The organism is Salmonella sp. SSDFZ54, from assembly GCF_004010735.1.
Classification (GTDB): domain Bacteria; phylum Pseudomonadota; class Gammaproteobacteria; order Enterobacterales; family Enterobacteriaceae; genus Salmonella; species Salmonella enterica.
The window spans coordinates 1,332,994-1,353,956 of the sequence record NZ_CP034819.1; the positions used below are offsets into that span (position 1 = coordinate 1,332,994).

Here is a 20,963-nt window from a genome sequence, read left to right on the forward strand (position 1 = left end):
CAAAAGGCTACCTTACTCGGCCTGTTCGCTCGCCGGAGCTTCCGGCGCAGCCGCAGGTTGAGACTGCTCGGTTGCTTCTTTAATGCTCAGACGTACACGGCCCTGGCGGTCAACTTCCAGAACCTTAACCGGGACTTCCTGACCCATCTGCAGATAGTCGGTCACTTTCTCTACACGCTTATCCGCGATTTGAGAGATGTGAACCAGACCTTCTTTACCGCCGCCGATGGCAACAAACGCGCCAAAGTCAACGATACGGGTCACTTTACCATTGTAGATACGGCCGACTTCGATCTCCGCGGTAATCTCTTCGATACGACGGATAGCGTATTTCGCTTTTTCACCGTCGGTCGCCGCGATCTTCACAGTACCGTCATCTTCGATTTCGATGGTGGTGCCGGTCTCTTCAGTCAGCGCGCGGATCACAGAACCGCCTTTACCGATCACGTCTTTGATCTTGTCCGTGCTGATCTTGATGGTATGGATACGCGGCGCGAATTCAGAGATATCGCCGCGCGGCGCGTTGATCGCCTGTTCCATCACGCCCAGGATGTGCAGACGCGCGCCTTTAGCCTGGTTCAACGCAACCTGCATGATCTCTTTGGTGATACCTTCAATTTTGATATCCATCTGCAGCGCAGAGATACCGTCGCGGGAACCCGCCACTTTGAAGTCCATATCGCCCAGGTGATCTTCGTCGCCCAGAATGTCAGACAGTACAACGTAGTTGTCGCCTTCTTTCACCAGACCCATAGCGATACCTGCTACGGCGGCTTTAATTGGCACGCCAGCGTCCATCAGCGCCAGAGAAGCGCCGCACACGGAAGCCATAGAGGAAGAACCGTTGGATTCGGTGATTTCAGACACCACGCGAACGGTGTACGGGAATTTATCCATGTCCGGCATCACTGCCAGCACGCCGCGCTTCGCCAGACGACCGTGACCAATTTCACGACGCTTCGGAGAACCGACCATGCCGGTTTCGCCTACGGAGTACGGAGGGAAGTTGTAGTGGAACAGGAAGCTGTCAGTGCGCTCGCCCATCAGTTCATCAAGCACCTGCGCGTCACGGGCAGTACCCAGAGTCGCAGTAACCAGCGCCTGCGTTTCACCACGGGTAAACAGAGCGGAACCGTGAGTACGCGGCAGTACGCCAGTGCGCACGTCCAGACCACGGATCATGTCTTTTTCACGGCCATCAATACGCGGCTCGCCTGCCAGTACGCGGCTACGTACCACGTTTTTCTCGATGGCGTGCAGGATTTCGCCCAGCTCGTTAGCATCCAGAGTTTCATCTTCTGCAATAAGCTGCTCGATGGTTTCGGATTTGATTACGTCAACCTGAGCATAGCGTTCTTGTTTATCGGTGATGCGGTACGCGTCGCTCAGACGAGATTCAGCAAGCGCAGCAACACGCGCGTTCAACGCGTCGTTGACGGCTTCCGGCTGCCAGTCCCAACGCGGTTTGCCGGCTTCTTTCACCAGATCGTTGATCGCCTGGATAACAACCTGCTGCTGCTCGTGACCGAATACCACCGCGCCCAGCATAGTGTCTTCGCTCAGCAGTTCAGCTTCGGATTCCACCATCAGCACAGCCGCTTCGGTACCGGCAACCACCAGGTCCAGCTTGCTTTCTTTCAGCTCGTCCTGGGTCGGGTTCAGCACGTACTGGTCATTGATGTAACCTACGCGCGCCGCGCCGATTGGGCCGTTGAACGGAATGCCGGACAGGGACAGCGCAGCGGATGCGCCGATCATGGCAACGATGTCCGGGTTAACCTGCGGGTTAACGGAAACGACGGTCGCGATAACCTGCACTTCGTTAACGAAGCCTTCCGGGAACAGCGGACGAACCGGGCGGTCAATCAGACGCGCAATCAGGGTTTCGCCTTCGCTTGGACGGCCTTCACGACGGAAGAAGCTGCCCGGGATACGACCAGCAGCGTAGGTACGCTCCTGATAGTTAACGGTCAGTGGGAAGAAGTCCTGGCCTGGCTTGGCTTTTTTCTGGCCGACAACGGTAACGAATACGGCGGTGTCATCCATGCTTACCATAACAGCGGCAGTGGCCTGACGCGCCATCATGCCAGTTTCCAGCGTAACGGTATGCTGACCGTACTGGAATTTACGAACGATCGGATTAAGCAAAATAATATCCTTTCCAATTTTTGACGGCATAATACGCGCCGTCGTTAATACCCGATCTTCTGCGCATCCTCGCGACTAATGACAACCCTAACCCTGATACGGGTAAAGCCTCTCATTAGCCGCGCGAACCTCTGCAACGGAAGATCATTCATAGCAACAATACATTAGTTTCCAGCGAATTGCTGCCATCTGCTGGAAAAAAGGGGCCATGAAGGCCCCCTCTTTCTGAAACTCGAAAGAATTAGCGACGCAGACCCAGACGCTCAATCAGCGCGGTGTAGCGTGCAACATCTTTACGTTTCAGGTAGTCGAGCAGTTTACGACGCTGAGAAACCATACGCAGCAGACCACGACGGCTGTGGTGATCTTTTTTATGCTCTGCAAAGTGACCCTGCAGGTGGTTAATCTGTGCAGTCAACAGAGCAACCTGAACATCGGTAGAACCGGTGTCGTTTGCGTCACGACCAAACTCAGAAACGATTTTAGCTGTAGCTTCAGTACTTAGAGACATTTTAAAACTCCAAAGTATTTAAGAATGAGAGGACGCCGATCTCTAATTCAGCGATCCCAGTGTACGCCGCGTAAACTGTTAAATAATTTACGCGACGTTAAGCGGCGGTATTCTACTCGCAGCGCTCTCTTATCGCAAGACGAAGCGACATTACGCTGGGTACTCTACTACCAGCCGACGAGGCGCGACACGGCCTTCGTCGTCAATTTCGCCCATACCGATAAATTTATCGTCTTCACCTTCCGTCACACGAACCAGTCCCTTCAACGGCGCGCCCGTGGTACGAACCGGGTTGCCATTTTTGAAGTATACCGAAGATGTTAACGGCAGATTAACAACAGGATAGTCCGAAGCTGGACTGTCCATTGGCATCAATAATGGATCGAGCAACTGCGCCGCCGGAACGCCCTGCTGTTCCGCCTGTGCTACCAGCTCGCGCAAGTGCTCCAGCGTCACCATACGATCCACCGGATACTTGCTGACCGTCAGACGACGCAGGTAGGTTACGTGCGCGCCACAGCCCAGTTTCTCACCTAAATCATCAATAATGGTACGGATATAGGTGCCTTTGGAGCAATGAACTTCCAGCTCCAGCTCGTTACCTTCATGGCGAATAAACAGCAGTTCGTAGACGGTAATCGGGCGGGCTTCGCGCGGCACTTCGATACCCTGGCGGGCATATTCGTACAGTTTCTTGCCCTGATACTTCAGCGCCGAATACATCGAGGGAATCTGTTCGATATCCCCACGAAAGGTCTCCAGCGCGCTCGCAAGCTGCTCAGCGCTGAAAGTCACCGGACGCTCCTGCACGATTTGACCATCGGCGTCAGAGGTATCCGTGCGCTGCCCCAGACGGGCAATAACACGATAGCGTTTGTCAGAATCCAGCAGGTACTGCGAAAATTTTGTCGCTTCGCCGAGGCAAATCGGCAACATGCCGGTCGCCAGCGGGTCCAGCGCGCCGGTATGCCCGGCGCGGTTGGCATTGTAGATGCGCTTAACTTTCTGCAGCACGTCATTGCTGGACATACCCTGCGGCTTATCCAGCAGCAGAACGCCGTGAATGTCGCGGCCACGACGACGAGGACGACTCATCAGTCCTCCTTGCTGTCGTCCGGGTTCACACGACGTTCTTCGTCATGTTTCACCACGTTAGTCACCAGGTTGGACATACGCATCCCTTCCACCAGCGAGTTGTCGTAGAAGAAGGTCAGTTCCGGCACGATGCGCAGACGCATCGCTTTACCCAGCAAGCTGCGGATGAAACCAGACGCTTCCTGCAGGGCCTTAATGCCGTTTTTCACAGCCGCTTCGTCCTGATCGTTGAGGAACGTCACGAATACTTTGGCGTATGCCAGATCGCGGGACATTTCAACACCCGATACGGTGGTCATCATACCTACACGTGGATCTTTGATTTCGCGTTGCAGGATGAGCGCGATCTCTTTCTGCATCTCTTGCGCTACGCGCTGAGGGCGACCAAATTCTTTCGCCATAATAAATTCTCCAGAATAAAGACAAAAAAGGGGCCATAAGCCCCTTTTTAAATTTCTTGCCGGGTGGCGCTTCGCTTACCCGGCCTACGCCTAATCATCTTCTAAGGATTTTGGATTGCAACAAGGCGGCAAGCTCGTAAATCCCCGGGAGCATAGATAACTATGTGACCGGGGTGAGCGAGCGCAGCCAACGCCGTTGCGGCCCAAAAGACGACGAAGATTAAGCGATGGTACGTTGGATCTCGATAATCTCGAATACTTCAATCATATCGCCAACGCGAACGTCGTTGTAGTTCTTCACGCCGATACCACATTCCATGCCGTTACGGACTTCGTTAACGTCATCTTTGAAGCGGCGCAGGGATTCCAGCTCGCCTTCATAGATAACCACGTTGTCGCGCAGAACGCGGATTGGGTTATGGCGTTTAATCGTACCTTCGGTAACCATACAGCCCGCGATCGCGCCGAATTTCGGCGATTTGAACACATCGCGCACTTCAGCCAGACCGATGATCTGCTGTTTCAGTTCTGGAGACAGCATGCCGCTCATCGCCGCTTTCACTTCGTCGATCAGGTTATAGATGACGGAGTAGTAACGCAGATCCAGACTTTCGGATTCAATCACTTTACGCGCAGAGGCATCAGCACGAACGTTGAAGCCCACCAGAATGGCGTTGGATGCCGCCGCCAGGGTCGCGTCGGTTTCGGTGATACCACCTACGCCAGAACCGATGATCTTCACTTTCACTTCGTCGGTAGACAGTTTCAGCAAGGAGTCGGAGATCGCTTCCACGGAACCCTGTACGTCGGCCTTCAGCACGATGTTCACTTCGTGAACTTCGCCTTCGGTCATGTTGGCGAACATGTTCTCGAGTTTAGATTTCTGCTGACGCGCCAGTTTAACTTCACGGAATTTACCCTGACGATACAGAGCAACTTCACGCGCTTTCTTCTCGTCGCGAACGACGGTCACTTCGTCACCCGCAGCCGGAACGCCGGACAGGCCGAGGATTTCCACCGGAATGGACGGACCCGCTTCCAGCACTTCCTGACCCAGTTCGTTACGCATCGCACGCACGCGGCCGTATTCGAAGCCACACAGCACGATATCGCCCTTATGCAGCGTACCTTCACGAACCAGCACGGTAGCCACCGGACCACGACCTTTATCCAGGAAGGATTCGATAACCGCACCGCTCGCCATACCTTTGCGTACCGCTTTCAGTTCCAGAACTTCGGCCTGCAGCAGGATAGCGTCCAGCAGTTCGTCAATACCGGTACCTGCTTTCGCAGACACGTGAACAAACTGGCTCTCGCCGCCCCACTCTTCCGGCAGAATGCCGTACTGGGACAGTTCGTTCTTAACGCGATCCGGATCGGCTTCCGGCTTATCGATTTTGTTCACCGCAACCACGACCGGCACACCTGCCGCTTTCGCGTGCTGGATAGCTTCGATAGTCTGCGGCATCACGCCGTCGTCTGCCGCTACCACCAGAACCACGATATCCGTTGCCTGGGCGCCGCGAGCACGCATAGAAGTAAACGCGGCGTGACCCGGGGTATCCAGGAAGGTGATCATCCCGTTGTCAGTTTCAACGTGGTAAGCACCGATGTGCTGGGTAATGCCGCCCGCTTCGCCAGAGGCTACTTTCGTGGAACGAATGTAGTCCAGCAGAGAGGTTTTACCGTGGTCAACGTGGCCCATGATGGTCACAACCGGTGCGCGCGGTTCAGCCGCAGCGCCGGTATCACGGTCGCTCATTACCGCTTCTTCCAGTTCGTTTTCACGACGCAGGATAACTTTGTGGCCCATCTCTTCGGCAACCAGCTGTGCGGTTTCCTGGTCGATGACCTGGTTGATGGTGGCCATGGCGCCCAGCTTCATCATCGCTTTGATGACCTGAGAGCCTTTCACCGCCATCTTGTTCGCCAGTTCGCCAACGGTGATGGTTTCACCGATCACCACGTCGCGGTTAACGGCCTGAGCGGGCTTCTGGAAGCCTTGCTGTAAAGAAGACCCTTTACGCTTGCCGCCTTTACCGCCGCGAACCGCAGCACGCGCTTCTTCGCGATCGGCTTTGGATTCGGCATGTTTGCCTTTTTTCGCCGGACGCGCCGCTTTTGCATTACGGCCACGACCACGACCGCCTTCTACTTCACGATCGTTTTCGTCTTCGGCCTGGCGCGCGTGCTGAGAAGTGGTGACATGATAGTCACTGGTGTCTTCTACTGGCTCAGGCGTTGCGGTCCATTTGTTTTCTTCCGCCATGCGGCGAGCTTCTTCTGCTACACGACGCGCTTCTTCTTCGAGTTTGCGACGTGCTTCTTCTTCCGCTTTACGCTTCAGCTCTGCAGCTTCATTCTCACGGCGGGCTTTTTCGGCCTGGGCGGTTTTGGTCATATCGTCAGTCTGTTGATTGCTCACTTTGTCTTTTTCCGCAGCTTCACGTTTCGCTTTTTCAGCGGCTTCACGCTTAGCTTGTTCTGCGGCCTCGCGTTCAGCTTTTTGTTGCGCCTCGCGTTTGGCCTGTTCTTCTGCCTCACGACGGGCTTGCTCTTCCGCTTCACGCTGCGCCTGCTCTTCCGCGGCCAGGCGTTCAGCCTCTTGCGGATCGCGTTTCACAAAGGTGCGCTTCTTGCGGACTTCGATTTGTACCGATTTACTTTTTCCACCGGTACCAGGAATATTCAGGGTGCTGCGCGTTTTACGCTGCAGCGTCAGTTTATCGGGACCAGAAACCGCTTCGCGGTTCAGGTGCGCCAGTAAAGTCTGTTTTTCTTGTGCGGACACAGAGTCGTCAGCAGATTTCCGGATACCTGCATCAGCAAACTGCTGTACCAGGCGATCCACGGAAACCTGTCTCTCTGCGGCCAGCGCTTTTAGGGTTACATCTGTCATGCTGTTCCTTCCTGCTACAGTTTATTACGCTTCGTCGCCGAACCAGCAAATATTACGGGCAGCCATAATCAGCTCACCGGCTTTTTCGTCGGTCAACCCTTCGATATCAGCCAGATCATCAATGCCCTGGTCGGCGAGATCTTCCAGCGTACAAACACCACGAGCCGCCAGTTTGAAAGCCATATCGCGATCTAATCCTTCCAGATTCAGCAGATCGTCAGCCGGTTTGTTATCACCGAGGCTTGCTTCCTGGTCCTGCGCCAGAGTGGCCAGTGCGTTTTTAGCACGCTCGCGCAGTGCTTCAACGGTCGGCTCATCAAGGCCGTCAATTTCCAGCAGTTCTTTCATTGGCACATAGGCCAGTTCCTCGAGCGTGGAGAAACCTTCTTCTACCAGAACGGTCGCGAACTCTTCATCAATATCAAGATATTTAGTAAAGATCTCGATAGCGGCATGTGCTTCAGCCTGATGTTTAGCCTGCAAGTCATCAACGGTCATTACGTTGAGTTCCCAGCCGCTCAATTGCGAAGCCAGGCGGACGTTCTGACCATTACGTCCGATCGCCTGCGCCAGATTACCGGCTTCAACGGCGATATCCATGGTATGTTTATCTTCGTCCACCACGATAGACGCGACGTCTGCCGGCGCCATCGCATTAATGACGAACTGCGCCGGGTTATCATCCCACAGCACGATATCGATACGCTCACCGCCCAGTTCGGTAGAGACCGCCTGAACGCGCGCGCCGCGCATCCCCACGCAAGCGCCGACCGGATCGATACGTTTATCGTTGGTTTTCACTGCGATTTTCGCACGAGAACCCGGATCGCGAGCCGCCGCTTTAATTTCAATCACTTCTTCGCCGATTTCCGGCACTTCGATGCGGAACAGTTCGATCAGCATTTCCGGCTTGGAACGGGTGACGAACAGCTGCGCGCCACGCGCTTCCGGTCGAACAGCATACAGCACGCCGCGAATACGGTCGCCAGGGCGGAAGTTTTCGCGCGGCAGCATATCTTCACGCAGAATCACCGCTTCAGCGTTACCGGCCATCCCTTCGGATTTAATTTCCAGAGAGATATTGTCGCGGTTCACTTTCTTCACCACGCCAGTGACGATTTCGCCTTCCTGGTCGCGGAACTGATCGACAACCATCGCGCGTTCAGCTTCACGGACCTTCTGTACGATAACCTGTTTCGCAGTCTGCGTGGTGATACGGTCAAAGGTGACAGATTCAATCTGATCTTCAACATAGTCGCCGACATTCAGGCTTTCGTCTTCAAAACGCGCCGCTTCCAGCGTAATTTCCTTCGTCGGCATGGTCACTTCTTCAACGATCAACCAACGGCGGAAAGTATCAAAATCACCGCTTTTACGATCGATTTCTACACGAACATCGATCTCCTGCTCGTATTTTTTCTTTGTTGCTGTCGCCAGCGCACTTTCCAGCGCTTCAAAAATTTTCTCGCGTGGCAGCGCTTTTTCGTTGGAGACGGCTTCAACAACAGCCAAAATTTCTTTGTTCATCGCGGGCTTTTCACCTCATCCAGACTGTTAAAAGTGGGGAACCAGGTTCGCCTTCTGGATATTACTCAGCGCGAACACTTCATCTTTGCCTTCGACTGTGACGGTAATCATTTCACCGTCCACCGCTTTGATAATGCCCTGCCACTTGCGACGGTTCTGTACCGCCATGCGAAGAACCAGCGCGACTTCTTCACCCTGGAAACGCGCATAATGATCGGCAGTGAACATAGGACGGTCAAGACCCGGTGACGAGACTTCAAGGTTGTAAGCCACGGAGATAGGATCTTCAACGTCCAGCACCGCGCTTACCTGGTGGCTCACATCAGCACAACCATCAACATTGATGCCATCTTCACTATCAATATAGATGCGCAGTGTGGATGTGCGACCGCGAATAAATTCGATGCCGACCAGCTCGTAGCCTAAGGCTTCAACTGGCGCTGTAATCATCTCTGTTAATTTTTGCTCTAATGTGGACAAGCCCACCCCCAAGACATAAAAAAAGGGCCTAAAGCCCAGTTATTCTGTAGTCAGATAACAAAAAACCCCGATAAATCGGGGCTTTAGATAACTGAACCCTATAACCGCAACGGCGGTCTGGTGTACCTTCCGAAAGAATTTTTTTCAAATCCAGCTACGAAGGACATAATCTTCACAGTATATTTGAAAAAGAACTCTAAGGGAAAGTGGTTGCGGGGGCCGGATTTGAACCGACGACCTTCGGGTTATGAGCCCGACGAGCTACCAGGCTGCTCCACCCCGCGCCTGAAACGTGGCAAATTCTACTCGTTTTGGGCAAAATTTGCAAATACTGCTGGGATTTGGTACCGAGGACGGGACGTAAAATCTGCGCACAGTATAGTGACCAGGCATGAGTTATGTCAACCCTATTCCCAATATGCAGATGAATGAATACCACTCTTCGTTATACTCATCCCACCTCTCCGGCTTATACATGCATTTCACAACGTTATTTCAGTAAACCTTCACTAAACGCTTCCTGTCTCTGCTAAAAGATGATTAAATGAAAACTCATTTATTTTGCATAAAAATGCACTAAAGCAGAAACCGATCTCATTATCAGTCAATCAAGCAGGGTTCTATTCTATGACGACGATTCTTAAGCATCTTCCAGCAGGTCAACGTATTGGTATCGCTTTTTCCGGCGGTCTGGACACCAGCGCCGCGCTGCTGTGGATGCGACAAAAAGGAGCTGTCCCATATGCTTATACTGCGAATCTGGGACAACCGGATGAGGATGACTATGACGCCATTCCTCGTCGCGCAATGGAGTATGGCGCAGAGAATGCTCGCCTGATTGATTGCCGCAAGCAGTTGGTTGCAGAAGGGATCGCAGCGATTCAGTGCGGCGCTTTCCATAATACGACTGGCGGACTGACCTATTTCAATACCACGCCGCTGGGCCGTGCCGTGACCGGCACGATGCTGGTCGCCGCGATGAAAGAAGACGGCGTGAATATCTGGGGCGACGGCAGCACCTATAAAGGCAACGATATTGAACGTTTCTATCGTTACGGCCTGCTGACGAATGCTGAATTACAGATTTACAAACCGTGGCTGGATACCGACTTTATCGATGAGCTGGGTGGTCGCCATGAGATGTCTGAATTTATGATTGCCTGCGGTTTCGACTATAAGATGTCAGTCGAAAAAGCCTACTCCACCGACTCCAACATGTTGGGCGCCACGCATGAAGCGAAAGATCTGGAGTTTCTTAACTCCAGCGTCAAGATCGTCAACCCGATTATGGGCGTGAAGTTCTGGGACGAGAGCGTGAAGATCCCGGCAGAAGAGGTGACCGTCCGCTTCGAGCAGGGTCACCCTGTTGCCCTGAACGGTAAAACCTTCAGCGATGATGTTGAGATGATGCTGGAAGCAAACCGCATCGGCGGCCGTCACGGCCTGGGTATGAGCGACCAAATTGAAAACCGCATCATTGAAGCAAAAAGCCGCGGTATTTATGAAGCCCCCGGAATGGCGCTGCTGCACATCGCTTACGAGCGTCTGTTGACCGGTATTCACAACGAAGACACCATTGAGCAATATCACTCTCATGGTCGTCAGTTGGGCAAACTGCTGTATCAGGGCCGCTGGTTCGACTCGCAGGCGCTGATGCTGCGTGACGGCCTGCAACGTTGGGTCGCCAGCCAGATTACCGGTGAAGTGACGCTGGAACTGCGTCGCGGCAACGACTACTCCATCCTGAACACCGTGTCAGACAACCTGACCTATAAGCCAGAACGTTTGACCATGGAAAAAGGCGATTCCGTGTTCTCACCGGACGATCGTATCGGTCAGTTGACCATGCGTAATCTGGACATTACCGATACCCGCGAGAAACTGTTCGGCTACGCGAAAGCCGGTCTGTTAACCGCCTCTTCCGCGACCGGTCTGCCGCAGGTTGAGAATCTGGAAAACAAAGGCAAATAAGCCCGCGTCGTTGATGCAACAGGCCGCGAAAGCGGCCTTTTTTGTGGAACATCACCCCAGGTTGATGCAAATGGCTGATTTGCCGGTTAATCTAACTGGACAACGTTTCGCACCCTGTCAAAGCATTGTGCAGCCATGTCTTTTTCAGTCATCATTATATAGTCAATGCCCCCGCCAAAATCCGGCCCAGCGACAGCCAGTAATGCTGTTGTAGAATGAATTTCTTCATCCCAGCTAAAAAGCTGTCGCCACCTTGTATCATTTTGATTCAGTTCATCTTCCACACTACGTTGGAGAGGAATTGTCCACCCTCCCAGAAGATCGCCGGAATAGCAGGCATCAACTCGATACGGGTTATCCTGTTCGTAATCACTTAACGCGTCATACCATGATTCATACGCTTTCTGCTGCGTAACGCTTAACCCCTCGCAGACTGACGGAACACTGATAACGGAAAGAGGTTCCAGGCACTCAACCTGTGTACACAATTGCCATGGTTCACGAAATTCAATCTTATTGTAAAAAGCCAGCAAGTCATCTGGCACAGCTAGCGTGCTTAATGTATCTACCTCAACATCGTGCCAGAAAACAAAGGGCTGCCGATCTTCCCAGGTAACATCGACAAAGAAGCTCAATAACCCCCGCCTGGGAAGCAGTGGATCAAACCCCGGGAGTAACGCCAGGTCACTCAAATTTAGTTGGGCAACAAAAGCAAGCGGAAAATCAACCAACTGATTCTCTATGCGGATGTCAATTTCGGTTAATAACCGTTGCTGCACCAACCGACACCTCTCCTCGTCAAAATCTTCCGCTGGCTGCCCAAGCAGCTTACGCCCTTCATTAAGCAGTTCATAACTCATTTTCATTTCATGAACAAACATGGCATTTCGCGTTTTTTCAGCTTTCAGCTTTAGCACGCGAGATGTGGCATTAACCGATTTTTTTCGTATAGGCCAGTTTTGTCCTAATGGCCAGTCGGGTAGACCGCCCAACCGCGATGCCCCCACCTTTACTGTTTCCATATCCCGCAGACAACGTTTAAATGAAATAGCAGCACGTGCCTGTTGCACGACTTTCTCCTGAATAGCAGAGCTCAAATTGGATGTGCGCAATTCGGCAATCAATCCAGCACGATCGAAAAATAAACTCATTAATCTCTTCCTTAGATATTCGGCTCAGTGCAAAGGAAGATTAGATAAAACTACTTGAGCAAAAGATATGGAGGGGGATAACAGATACAAGCATTTCAGATTATAGCTGAGCAACTACCGTCTTCAATGAACGGAGATGATCTCGTAATCGGTGGAGTGAACCTGACGCAGGGAGATCACCAGAGAGGACATACATGAGTATGTATGGAGGGCTATCTCAACGTATTGACGGGGCCATGCCAGGGACGCGTGTAAGCGTGCTTCAACCTCCTCTCTGAGAGCAGTTTCAACAGACGAAAAAAAAGACGCTTTTCAGCGTCTTTCTTTCGGAATATTGGTACCGAGGACGGGACTTGAACCCGTAAGCCCTATTGGGCACTACCACCTCAAGGTAGCGTGTCTACCAATTCCACCACCTCGGCACGGATACTGCTATTAGCGCGGGATATCGCTGGTCGGCTGGGCCGGTGCAGCAGGTTGAGTCTGCTCGGTCTTCGCCGGCGCGCTCAGATTTTCCCACTCGCTTCCTTTATTGGTTTTGTTGCTATTGATATTACCCAACACCAGACTGATGATGAAGAACAGCGTCGCCAATACCGCCGTCATTCGGGTCATGAAGTTACCAGAACCACTTGAACCAAATAGCGTAGCGGAAGCGCCTGCTCCGAAGGAGGCTCCCATATCAGCGCCTTTACCTTGCTGCAGCATGATCAGACCTACAAGGCCAATTGCCACAATAAGGAAAACAACTAAAAGAGCTTCGTACATAATCAACCTGTTCCTTGCGGAGTTGCCGCGTACCAATGCTTCTACCAATAAAGCGGGATTTTTACTGTTTCCCACTGAAGCGGGTGTGAATACTAACCAAAGCGAATGACCTTCGCAAGGGCAATTTAAGCGCATTGTATCAACTGCGGAAAAAAACAGCAAAAGCGTTGTTTTTTGCGGGCAGTAAGGCGGCAACCGCCGCCTTTTTAGTCACTTAAACGGCTTTTACCGCATCCGCGATACGATGGGCGAATGCCGTAACCTGCGCTTCATCCTCGCCTTCCACCATCACGCGAATCAGCGGTTCGGTACCGGATTTACGTAGCAGTACCCGCCCACGATTGCCGAGCGTGGCTTCTACGTCTGCCGTTACCGCTTTCACCGCTTCATTTTCCAGCGGATCGCCGCTACCAGCGGTGTAACGCACGTTAACCAGAATCTGCGGGAACATTTTCATACCGCTGCACAGATCGTGCAGACTCATATGATTACGCACCATCGCCGCCAGAACTTGTAGCCCCGCTACAATACCGTCGCCAGTGGTCGTTTTATCCAGCAGAATAACGTGACCAGAGTTTTCCGCGCCGATGCGCCAGCCTTTTTCCTGCAATTTTTCCAGCACGTAGCGGTCGCCCACTTTCGCCCGGGCAAACGGAATGCCAAGCTGCTTGAGCGCCAGCTCCAGCCCCATATTGCTCATCAGCGTCCCCACCGCGCCGCCGCGCAGTTGCCCCTGGCGCAGCCCTTCGCGCGCGATGATATACATAATCTGATCGCCATCGACTTTATTGCCTTCATGGTCAACCATGATGACCCGGTCGCCGTCGCCGTCAAGCGCGATGCCGAGGTCCGCCTTCTCCGCCAACACGCGCGCCTGCAACGCGCGCACGTCGGTCGCGCCCACTTCTTCGTTAATGTTGACGCCGTTTGGCTCACAGCCGATGGCGATAACGGTCGCGCCCAGCTCGCGCAGCACATTCGGCGCGATATGGTAGGTAGCGCCGTTGGCGCAATCCACAACCACTTTCAGGCCATTGAGGCTCAGTTCGTTCGGGAAGGTGCCTTTACAGAACTCAATATAGCGTCCGGCGGCATCGACGATGCGGCTCGCTTTCCCCAGCTCGGCGGAGTCTACGCAGGTGATCTCTTTTTCCATTTCGGCTTCGATGGCTTCTTCCACATCGTCAGGCAGTTTCGTACCGTCGATAGAGAAGAATTTAATGCCGTTATCATAGAACGGGTTATGTGAAGCCGAGATAACGATACCCGCCTCCGCGCGGAAAGTCCGCGTCAGATAGGCGACGGCTGGCGTTGGCATAGGTCCGGTAAACGAGGCCGACAGCCCCGCAGCGGCAAGGCCCGCCTCCAGCGCTGACTCCAGCATATAGCCGGAAATACGCGTATCTTTACCGATAATGATTTTACGCGAGCCATGACGCGCCAGCACTTTTCCGGCAGCCCAACCCAGTTTAAGCACGAAATCAGGTGTAATGGGGGCATTGCCTACACGTCCGCGAATCCCATCGGTACCGAAATATTTACGATTACTCATAGCGTTTGTTTCCCTTTGCAGACAGAGTGGCTTCTACCACCCGCATCGCCTCTACGGTTTCTTTGACGTCATGGACGCGAATGATCTGCGCGCCCTGCATCGCGGCAATTACCGCGCACGCAAGGCTGCCGTTCAGACGGTCTGATGGTCCCACGTTAAGTAACTGACCAACCATCGTTTTACGTGACATTCCCACCAGCAGCGGCAGGTTAAAATGATGAAACTCACCCAGTCGCGCCAGTAAGGTATAATTGTGAGAGAGATTTTTACCGAAACCGAATCCGGGGTCGAGCAACAATTTCTCTTTTGCGATGCCGGCCTTCTCACAACGTGCTATTTGCTCAATAAAGTAGCGATTCACCTCGGCAAAGACATCGTCATATTTCGGCGCCTCCTGCATGGTTTTGGGGTTGCCCTGCATGTGCATAAGACTGACCGGCAAGCCGGTTTCCGCTGCCGCTTCCAACGCGCCGGGTTCGGAGAGCGAACGGACATCATTGATAATATGCGCGCCCGCCCTTGCCGCTTCACGGATCACCTCGGGTTTAGAGGTATCCACAGAAATCCACACTTCAAAGCGTTGCGCGATTGCTTCCAGTACCGGAATAACGCGATCCAGCTCTTCTTCCACGCTCACTTCCGCCGCGCCTGGTCGCGTTGATTCCCCCCCCACATCAATAATTGTCGCCCCGGCATTCACCATTAAATTCGCATGTTTCACCGCCTCAATCAGCGTGTTATGCGCGCCGCCGTCGGAGAACGAATCCGGCGTTACGTTCAGAATCCCCATAACATGCGGATGAGTGAGATCGAGCGTGGCGCCCTGAGCGAAGAGTTTCATGGTCAAAATCCCTGTTTTATTTGTGGTGAGTTAAAAAAAGAAAAACCCCGGGGCAAGCCCCAGGGTTTCGGTGAGCGCTAAACATAATGTTGTACAACAAACGCTTATTTGTCGCCCAGCTGCTCTGACATCGTGTTGCCCGGGTTCGGCGTGCGTGGTTCATCAACCGGACGCGGCGCCTGAGGCGTACCATTGCTGTCAGAGTTATTGGTGCCGTTTGGATCTTCCCAGCCCGCAGGCGGACGCACTTCACGACGCGCCATCAGGTCATCAATCTGTGGCGCATCGATGGTTTCATATTTCATCAGCGCATCTTTCATCGCGTGCAGAATATCCATATTGTCAGTCAGGATCTGACGAGCGCGATTGTAGTTACGTTCAATCAGCGCTTTCACTTCCTGGTCGATGATACGCGCAGTTTCATCAGACATATGTTTCGCTTTTGCGACGCTACGGCCGAGGAACACTTCGCCCTCTTCTTCCGCGTACAGCAACGGACCGAGTTTCTCCGAGAAGCCCCACTGGGTGACCATGTTACGCGCCAGGTTAGTCGCGACTTTAATGTCGTTCGACGCGCCGGTAGAAACATGCTCAACGCCGTAGATAATCTCTTCCGCCAGACGGCCGCCGTACAGCGTGCTGATTTGGCTTTCCAGCTTCTGACGGCTGGCGCTGATCGCGTCGCCTTCAGGCAGGAAGAAGGTCACGCCCAGCGCACGACCGCGCGGGATAATCGTCACTTTGTGCACCGGATCGTGTTCCGGCACCAGGCGACCGATAATCGCGTGGCCCGCTTCGTGGTACGCGGTCGACTCTTTCTGCGCTTCCGTCATCACCATGGAGCGACGTTCGGCGCCCATCATGATTTTGTCTTTCGCTTTCTCGAACTCAACCATCGACACTACGCGTTTGTTGCCGCGTGCGGCAAACAGCGCCGCTTCGTTGACCAGGTTCGCCAGGTCCGCACCGGAGAAGCCCGGCGTACCGCGCGCAATGATCGCCGCATCAATATCCGTCGCTAACGGTACGCGACGCATATGCACCTTCAGAATCTGCTCACGACCGCGAACATCCGGCAGGCCTACCACCACCTGACGGTCGAAACGACCAGGACGCAGCAGCGCCGGGTCAAGGACGTCCGGACGGTTAGTTGCGGCGATAACGATGATACCTTCGTTACCTTCGAAGCCGTCCATCTCAACCAGCATCTGGTTCAACGTCTGCTCACGTTCATCGTGACCACCGCCAAGACCTGCGCCACGCTGGCGGCCTACGGCGTCGATTTCATCGATGAAGATAATGCACGGCGCCGCTTTTTTGGCCTGTTCGAACATGTCACGCACACGAGACGCGCCGACACCGACGAACATTTCCACAAAGTCAGAACCGGAAATCGTAAAGAATGGCACCTTCGCTTCACCCGCAATGGCTTTTGCCAGCAGGGTTTTACCGGTACCCGGCGGGCCGACCATCAGGACGCCTTTCGGAATTTTACCGCCCAGCTTCTGGAAACGGCTCGGTTCACGCAGGTATTCAACCAGTTCCGCCACTTCTTCTTTCGCTTCGTCACAGCCCGCGACGTCAGCAAACGTGGTTTTGATCTGATCTTCCGTCAGCATACGCGCCTTGCTCTTACCGAACGACATGGCGCCTTTGCCACCGCCGCCCTGCATCTGACGCATGAAGAAGATCCAGACGCCGATCAGCAACAGCATCGGGAACCAGGAAATGAAGATAGAAGCCAGCAGGCTTGGCTCTTCAGGTGGTTCGCCAACAACCTTGACGTTTTTAGTCAGCAGGTTATCAAGCAGCTTCGGATCATTAATCGGAATGTAAGTCGTGTAACGGTTACTATCTTTCTTGGTAACGTTGATCTCACGTCCGTTGATACGCGCTTCGCGAACCTGGTCCTGATTGACCTCTTGCAGGAAGGTAGAGTAATCCACCTTACGGCCATTAGACTCGCTGGGCCCAAAGCTCTGGAATACTGACATCAGCACAACGGCAATGACCAGCCAGAGTATTAGGTTTTTCGCCATGTCACTCAAGGGATTAACCTCTTATTACAACTGTGTTAAAAACAGCGTCAGGATACTCTATATCCAGTTTCTTTCAAACCTTACGTCTGAAATCTGCCGGTTATCACTTTCGCCCGGTCGCTACAATGTACACTTCACGCGAACGCGCACGCGAAGAGTCCGGCTTACGAACTTTAACCTTCGTAAACAGGGAGCGAATTTCCCTTAGATACTCATCGAAACCTTCGCCCTGGAACACCTTCACTACAAAACTTCCGCCTGGCGCCAGCACATCGCGGCACATCTCTAACGCCAGCTCCACCAGATACATGGCGCGGGGGATATCCACCGCCGGTGTTCCGCTCATGTTTGGTGCCATATCCGACATGACAACTTGTACTTTACTGTCACCCACGCGTTCCAGTAACGCTTTCATGACAAGTTCATCACGAAAATCGCCCTGAAGAAAGTCCACACCAACGATAGGATCCATAGGTAAAAGATCACAAGCGATGATGCGGCCTTTGCCGCCAATCTGCGTGACCACATACTGTGACCAGCCTCCTGGCGCAGCGCCGAGATCGACTACCGTCATTCCCGGCTTAAAAAGTTTGTCACTTTGCTGTATTTCATCAAGTTTAAACCAGGCACGGGAGCGTAGCCCCTTTTTCTGCGCCTGTTGAACATATTTATCGCTAAAGTGTTCCTGAAGCCAGCGGCTTGAGCTGGCAGAACGCTTTTTACCTGTCATTTAACTTTCCCGTCGGGGCAGTTCATCGTAGCCAATGGCGTAAATTTCTACACGCCTATTTGGCGATATAAGGGAGATGGCGGTAGAATGACCCGTTTTCAATCCCAACGTAAGCAAAAATATACGATGAATCTGAGTACTAAACAAAAACAGCACCTAAAAGGTCTGGCACATCCGCTCAAGCCTGTTGTTATGCTTGGCAATAATGGTTTGACCGAAGGGGTACTGGCCGAGATTGAACAAGCGTTAGAGCACCATGAACTTATCAAGGTGAAAATCGCCTCGGAAGATCGCGAAACAAAAACCTTGATCGTGGACGCTATCGTGCGCGAAACCGGCGCCTGTAACGTACAGGTCATCGGTAAAACGCTGGTGCTGTATCGCCCAACTAAAGAGCGTAAAATCTCGCTGCCGCGTTAAGGATATCCTAAAGTCGAACACAAAATCTGTGTAAAACGAGGGGTTTTCCACGAGCAGGAGAGCAAAATGCCACGCTCTCTCCGTTGATAAAAGGCCGCTATGCGGCCTTTTTCCTTTCTTTACAATACACCAACAATTTGCGTATTGAGTACTGCTTAAAGGTATTCCACTTTAAGCACTTCGTATTCCACATCGCCGCCAGGCGTTTTGATCACCACGACGTCATCCTGCTCTTTGCCGATCAGGCCGCGAGCGATTGGCGAGTTTACCGAAATGAGATTTTGCTTAAAATCCGCCTCATCATCGCCAACAATACGATAGGTCTGCTCTTCGTCGGTGTCCAGGTTCAGCACCGTGACGGTAGCGCCGAAAATCACGCGACCATTGTTCGGCATTTTGGTGACGTCAATCACCTGCGCATTCGACAGTTTTGCTTCGATATCTTTAATGCGCCCTTCGCAGAAACCCTGCTGTTCGCGTGCAGCATGATACTCCGCGTTTTCTTTTAAATCGCCATGTTCGCGCGCTTCGGCGATAGCGGCGATGATTTCAGGACGGCGCACAGATTTCAGAAAATCCAGCTCTTCGCGCAGTTTTTCGGCTCCGCGTAAGGTCATCGGAATAGCTTGCATTTGTTATACCTCTTGAACATTCCTGTAGGGGGCAATGAACTCTACCCCGGCTGCTAAGCCAGCCCCGGCATATGCCATACCAGGGTCAGAAGCAAAAAAACACCAACCCGGGCGCGCAGTCCCAGGTCAGCTACAATTTCCTCTTTGATAACCATTTTACCCTGGAGTTCCCTATGGGTCATCGTTTACTTTTTAGGGCGTTGCGCCGTAGTATGACGGCTTGTTTCCAGGGTGTTAGCGCGAGATTATGCGATTTTCCAGATTTATCATCGGATTGACCACCAGTATAGCGTTCAGCGTTCAGGCCGCGAATATTGACGAATACATCAAACAGCTTCCGGCCGGCGCCAACCTCGCGCTGATGGTGCAAAAGATTGGCGCGCCCGCGCCGGCTATTGATTATCATAGTCAGCAGATGGCGCTTCCCGCCAGTACCCAAAAGGTGATTACCGCGCTGGCGGCGCTGATTCAACTCGGCCCGGATTTCCGTTTTACGACCACGCTGGAGACTAAAGGCAACGTCGATAACGGCATCCTGAAAGGTGACTTAATTGCGCGCTTCGGTGGCGATCCAACGCTAAGACGTCAGGATATTCGCAATATGGTCGCGACGCTGAAAAAGTCCGGCGTCACGCAAATCGACGGTAATGTGCTTATCGATACGTCGATTTTCGCCAGCCACGATAAAGCGCCAGGCTGGCCGTGGAACGACCTGACGCAGTGTTTCAGCGCGCCTCCCGCCGCCGCCATTGTTGACCGCAACTGTTTTTCTGTGTCGCTTTATAGCGCGCAAAAACCAAACGATTTAGCCTTTATTCGCGTGGCCTCTTATTATCCGGTAACGATGTTCAGCCAGGTACGGACTCTGCCGCGCGGTTCGGCAGACGCGCAGTATTGCGAGTTGGATGTGGTGCCTGGCGATTTGAACCGTTATACGCTTACCGGCTGTTTACCACAGCGCGCCGACCCGCTGCCGCTGGCCTTTGCTATTCAGGACGGCGCCAGCTACGCGGGCGCGATCCTCAAGCAGGAACTGAAAGAGGCCGGGATAACTTACCGCGGCACGCTGCTGCGCCAGACGCAGGTTAACGAGCCCGGAACGATCGTCGCCAGTAAACAGTCGGCGCCACTGCACGATCTGCTTAAGATTATGCTGAAAAAGTCAGACAACATGATCGCCGATACTGTTTTTCGGATGATTGGTCATGTCAGGTTTAACGTGCCTGGCACCTGGCGGGCGGGATCGGATGCCGTTCGCCAGATCCTACGCCAACAGGCGGGAATTGATATCGGCAATACCATTATTGCCGACGGTTCCGGTCTTTCCCGCCATAACCTGATCGCTCCCGCCACGATGATGCAGGTGCTGCAATATATCGCCCAACACGATAACGAGCTGAACTTTATCTCTATGCTGCCGCTGGCGGGCTATGATGGTTCATTACAATACCGCGCCGGGCTGCATCAGGCGGGCGTAGACGGTAAGGTTTCGGCGAAAACCGGATCACTGCAGGGCGTGTATAATCTGGCGGGCTTTATTACCACCGCAAGCGGACAACGGATGGCATTTGTACAGTATTTGTCCGGCTACGCGGTTCCACCTGCCGATCAGCGTAATCGACGTATTCCGCTGGTACGCTTCGAGAGTCGATTGTACAAGGATATTTATCAGAATAACTGAGTGCATTATTGCCGGATGGCGGCGCTAACTCGTCTTATCCGGCCAACAAAGAACATAATAAAACGGGCCGCAAATGCGGCCCGTTGGCTTTTATAGGCCGGATAAGCGTAAGCGCCA

Annotated in this window: 17 protein-coding genes and 2 tRNA genes; 3 read left to right on the forward strand and 16 right to left on the reverse strand. The window is 53.1% G+C overall.

The window, feature by feature from the left end; genetic code table 11:
• Positions 1–12: 12 nt before the first annotated feature.
• From pnp to EOS97_RS06785, 8 genes are all read right to left on the reverse strand, one after another.
• Positions 13–2,148 carry a polyribonucleotide nucleotidyltransferase gene (pnp, locus tag EOS97_RS06750; protein WP_001670767.1) on the reverse strand — a complete coding sequence of 712 codons (2,136 nt, stop codon included), beginning with the start codon at positions 2,146–2,148 and terminating at the stop codon, positions 13–15.
• Positions 2,149–2,389: 241 nt separating this feature from the next.
• On the reverse strand, positions 2,390–2,659 hold the full coding sequence (rpsO, locus tag EOS97_RS06755) for a 30S ribosomal protein S15 (protein WP_000059465.1): 270 nt from the start codon (positions 2,657–2,659) through the stop codon (positions 2,390–2,392).
• Between the two features lie 150 nt (positions 2,660–2,809).
• Positions 2,810–3,754: a tRNA pseudouridine(55) synthase TruB gene (gene truB / locus EOS97_RS06760; RefSeq protein ID WP_000089678.1), complete on the reverse strand. Its 945-nt coding sequence runs from the start codon at positions 3,752–3,754 to the stop codon at positions 2,810–2,812.
• The gene (gene rbfA / locus EOS97_RS06765; RefSeq protein WP_001040208.1) at positions 3,754–4,155 is read right to left on the reverse strand and encodes a 30S ribosome-binding factor RbfA; all 402 of its coding nucleotides are present in this window, start codon (positions 4,153–4,155) and stop codon (positions 3,754–3,756) included. The genes truB and rbfA overlap by 1 nt, the downstream gene beginning before the upstream one ends.
• A gap of 220 nt (positions 4,156–4,375) precedes the next feature.
• Positions 4,376–7,054 (reverse strand): translation initiation factor IF-2, encoded by a 2,679-nt coding sequence (infB, locus tag EOS97_RS06770; RefSeq protein ID WP_000133064.1) that lies wholly within the window; start codon positions 7,052–7,054, stop codon positions 4,376–4,378.
• 24 nt (positions 7,055–7,078) lie between these two features.
• A complete protein-coding gene (nusA, locus tag EOS97_RS06775; protein WP_001031038.1) occupies positions 7,079–8,581 on the reverse strand; it encodes a transcription termination factor NusA in 1,503 nt (500 codons plus the stop codon).
• Positions 8,582–8,608: 27 nt separating this feature from the next.
• Positions 8,609–9,061 (reverse strand): ribosome maturation factor RimP, encoded by a 453-nt coding sequence (gene rimP / locus EOS97_RS06780; RefSeq protein WP_023204988.1) that lies wholly within the window; start codon positions 9,059–9,061, stop codon positions 8,609–8,611.
• A 207-nt stretch (positions 9,062–9,268) separates the two neighbouring features.
• Positions 9,269–9,345: transfer RNA gene (locus EOS97_RS06785), tRNA-Met, on the reverse strand.
• A 343-nt stretch (positions 9,346–9,688) separates the two neighbouring features.
• Here EOS97_RS06785 and argG point away from each other — a divergent pair.
• The gene (gene argG, locus EOS97_RS06790) at positions 9,689–11,032 is read left to right on the forward strand and encodes an argininosuccinate synthase (RefSeq protein WP_000207648.1); all 1,344 of its coding nucleotides are present in this window, start codon (positions 9,689–9,691) and stop codon (positions 11,030–11,032) included.
• An 86-nt stretch (positions 11,033–11,118) separates the two neighbouring features.
• Here the strand turns inward: argG and EOS97_RS06795 are convergent, their stop codons facing one another.
• From EOS97_RS06795 to rlmE, 7 genes are all read right to left on the reverse strand, one after another.
• Complete coding sequence (locus tag EOS97_RS06795) at positions 11,119–12,183, reverse strand: YwqG family protein (protein WP_000051507.1); 1,065 nt, start codon at positions 12,181–12,183, stop codon at positions 11,119–11,121.
• Positions 12,184–12,518: 335 nt separating this feature from the next.
• Positions 12,519–12,605 (reverse strand) — tRNA-Leu (locus tag EOS97_RS06800).
• 13 nt (positions 12,606–12,618) lie between these two features.
• The gene (gene secG / locus EOS97_RS06805; protein ID WP_000272680.1) at positions 12,619–12,951 is read right to left on the reverse strand and encodes a preprotein translocase subunit SecG; all 333 of its coding nucleotides are present in this window, start codon (positions 12,949–12,951) and stop codon (positions 12,619–12,621) included.
• A gap of 214 nt (positions 12,952–13,165) precedes the next feature.
• On the reverse strand, positions 13,166–14,503 hold the full coding sequence (gene glmM, locus EOS97_RS06810) for a phosphoglucosamine mutase (RefSeq protein ID WP_000071169.1): 1,338 nt from the start codon (positions 14,501–14,503) through the stop codon (positions 13,166–13,168).
• Entirely contained in the window at positions 14,496–15,344 is an 849-nt protein-coding gene (gene folP, locus EOS97_RS06815; protein WP_000764711.1) for a dihydropteroate synthase, read from the reverse strand. The genes glmM and folP overlap by 8 nt, the downstream gene beginning before the upstream one ends.
• Before the next feature lie 104 nt (positions 15,345–15,448).
• Positions 15,449–17,383, reverse strand: coding sequence for an ATP-dependent zinc metalloprotease FtsH (ftsH, locus tag EOS97_RS06820; protein WP_001107481.1), 1,935 nt, complete (start codon positions 17,381–17,383; stop codon positions 15,449–15,451).
• Positions 17,384–17,486: 103 nt separating this feature from the next.
• A complete protein-coding gene (gene rlmE, locus EOS97_RS06825) occupies positions 17,487–18,113 on the reverse strand; it encodes a 23S rRNA (uridine(2552)-2'-O)-methyltransferase RlmE (RefSeq protein ID WP_000145974.1) in 627 nt (208 codons plus the stop codon).
• Positions 18,114–18,239: 126 nt separating this feature from the next.
• On the opposite strand from rlmE, the gene yhbY reads away from it, so the two are divergent.
• The gene (gene yhbY, locus EOS97_RS06830) at positions 18,240–18,533 is read left to right on the forward strand and encodes a ribosome assembly RNA-binding protein YhbY (protein ID WP_001592995.1); all 294 of its coding nucleotides are present in this window, start codon (positions 18,240–18,242) and stop codon (positions 18,531–18,533) included.
• A 155-nt stretch (positions 18,534–18,688) separates the two neighbouring features.
• Here the strand turns inward: yhbY and greA are convergent, their stop codons facing one another.
• Complete coding sequence (gene greA / locus EOS97_RS06835) at positions 18,689–19,165, reverse strand: transcription elongation factor GreA (RefSeq protein WP_001148008.1); 477 nt, start codon at positions 19,163–19,165, stop codon at positions 18,689–18,691.
• A 247-nt stretch (positions 19,166–19,412) separates the two neighbouring features.
• Between greA and dacB the strand changes: the two genes are divergently transcribed.
• Positions 19,413–20,846 (forward strand): serine-type D-Ala-D-Ala carboxypeptidase, encoded by a 1,434-nt coding sequence (gene dacB, locus EOS97_RS06840; RefSeq protein ID WP_001212675.1) that lies wholly within the window; start codon positions 19,413–19,415, stop codon positions 20,844–20,846.
• Positions 20,847–20,963: the final 117 nt, after the last annotated feature.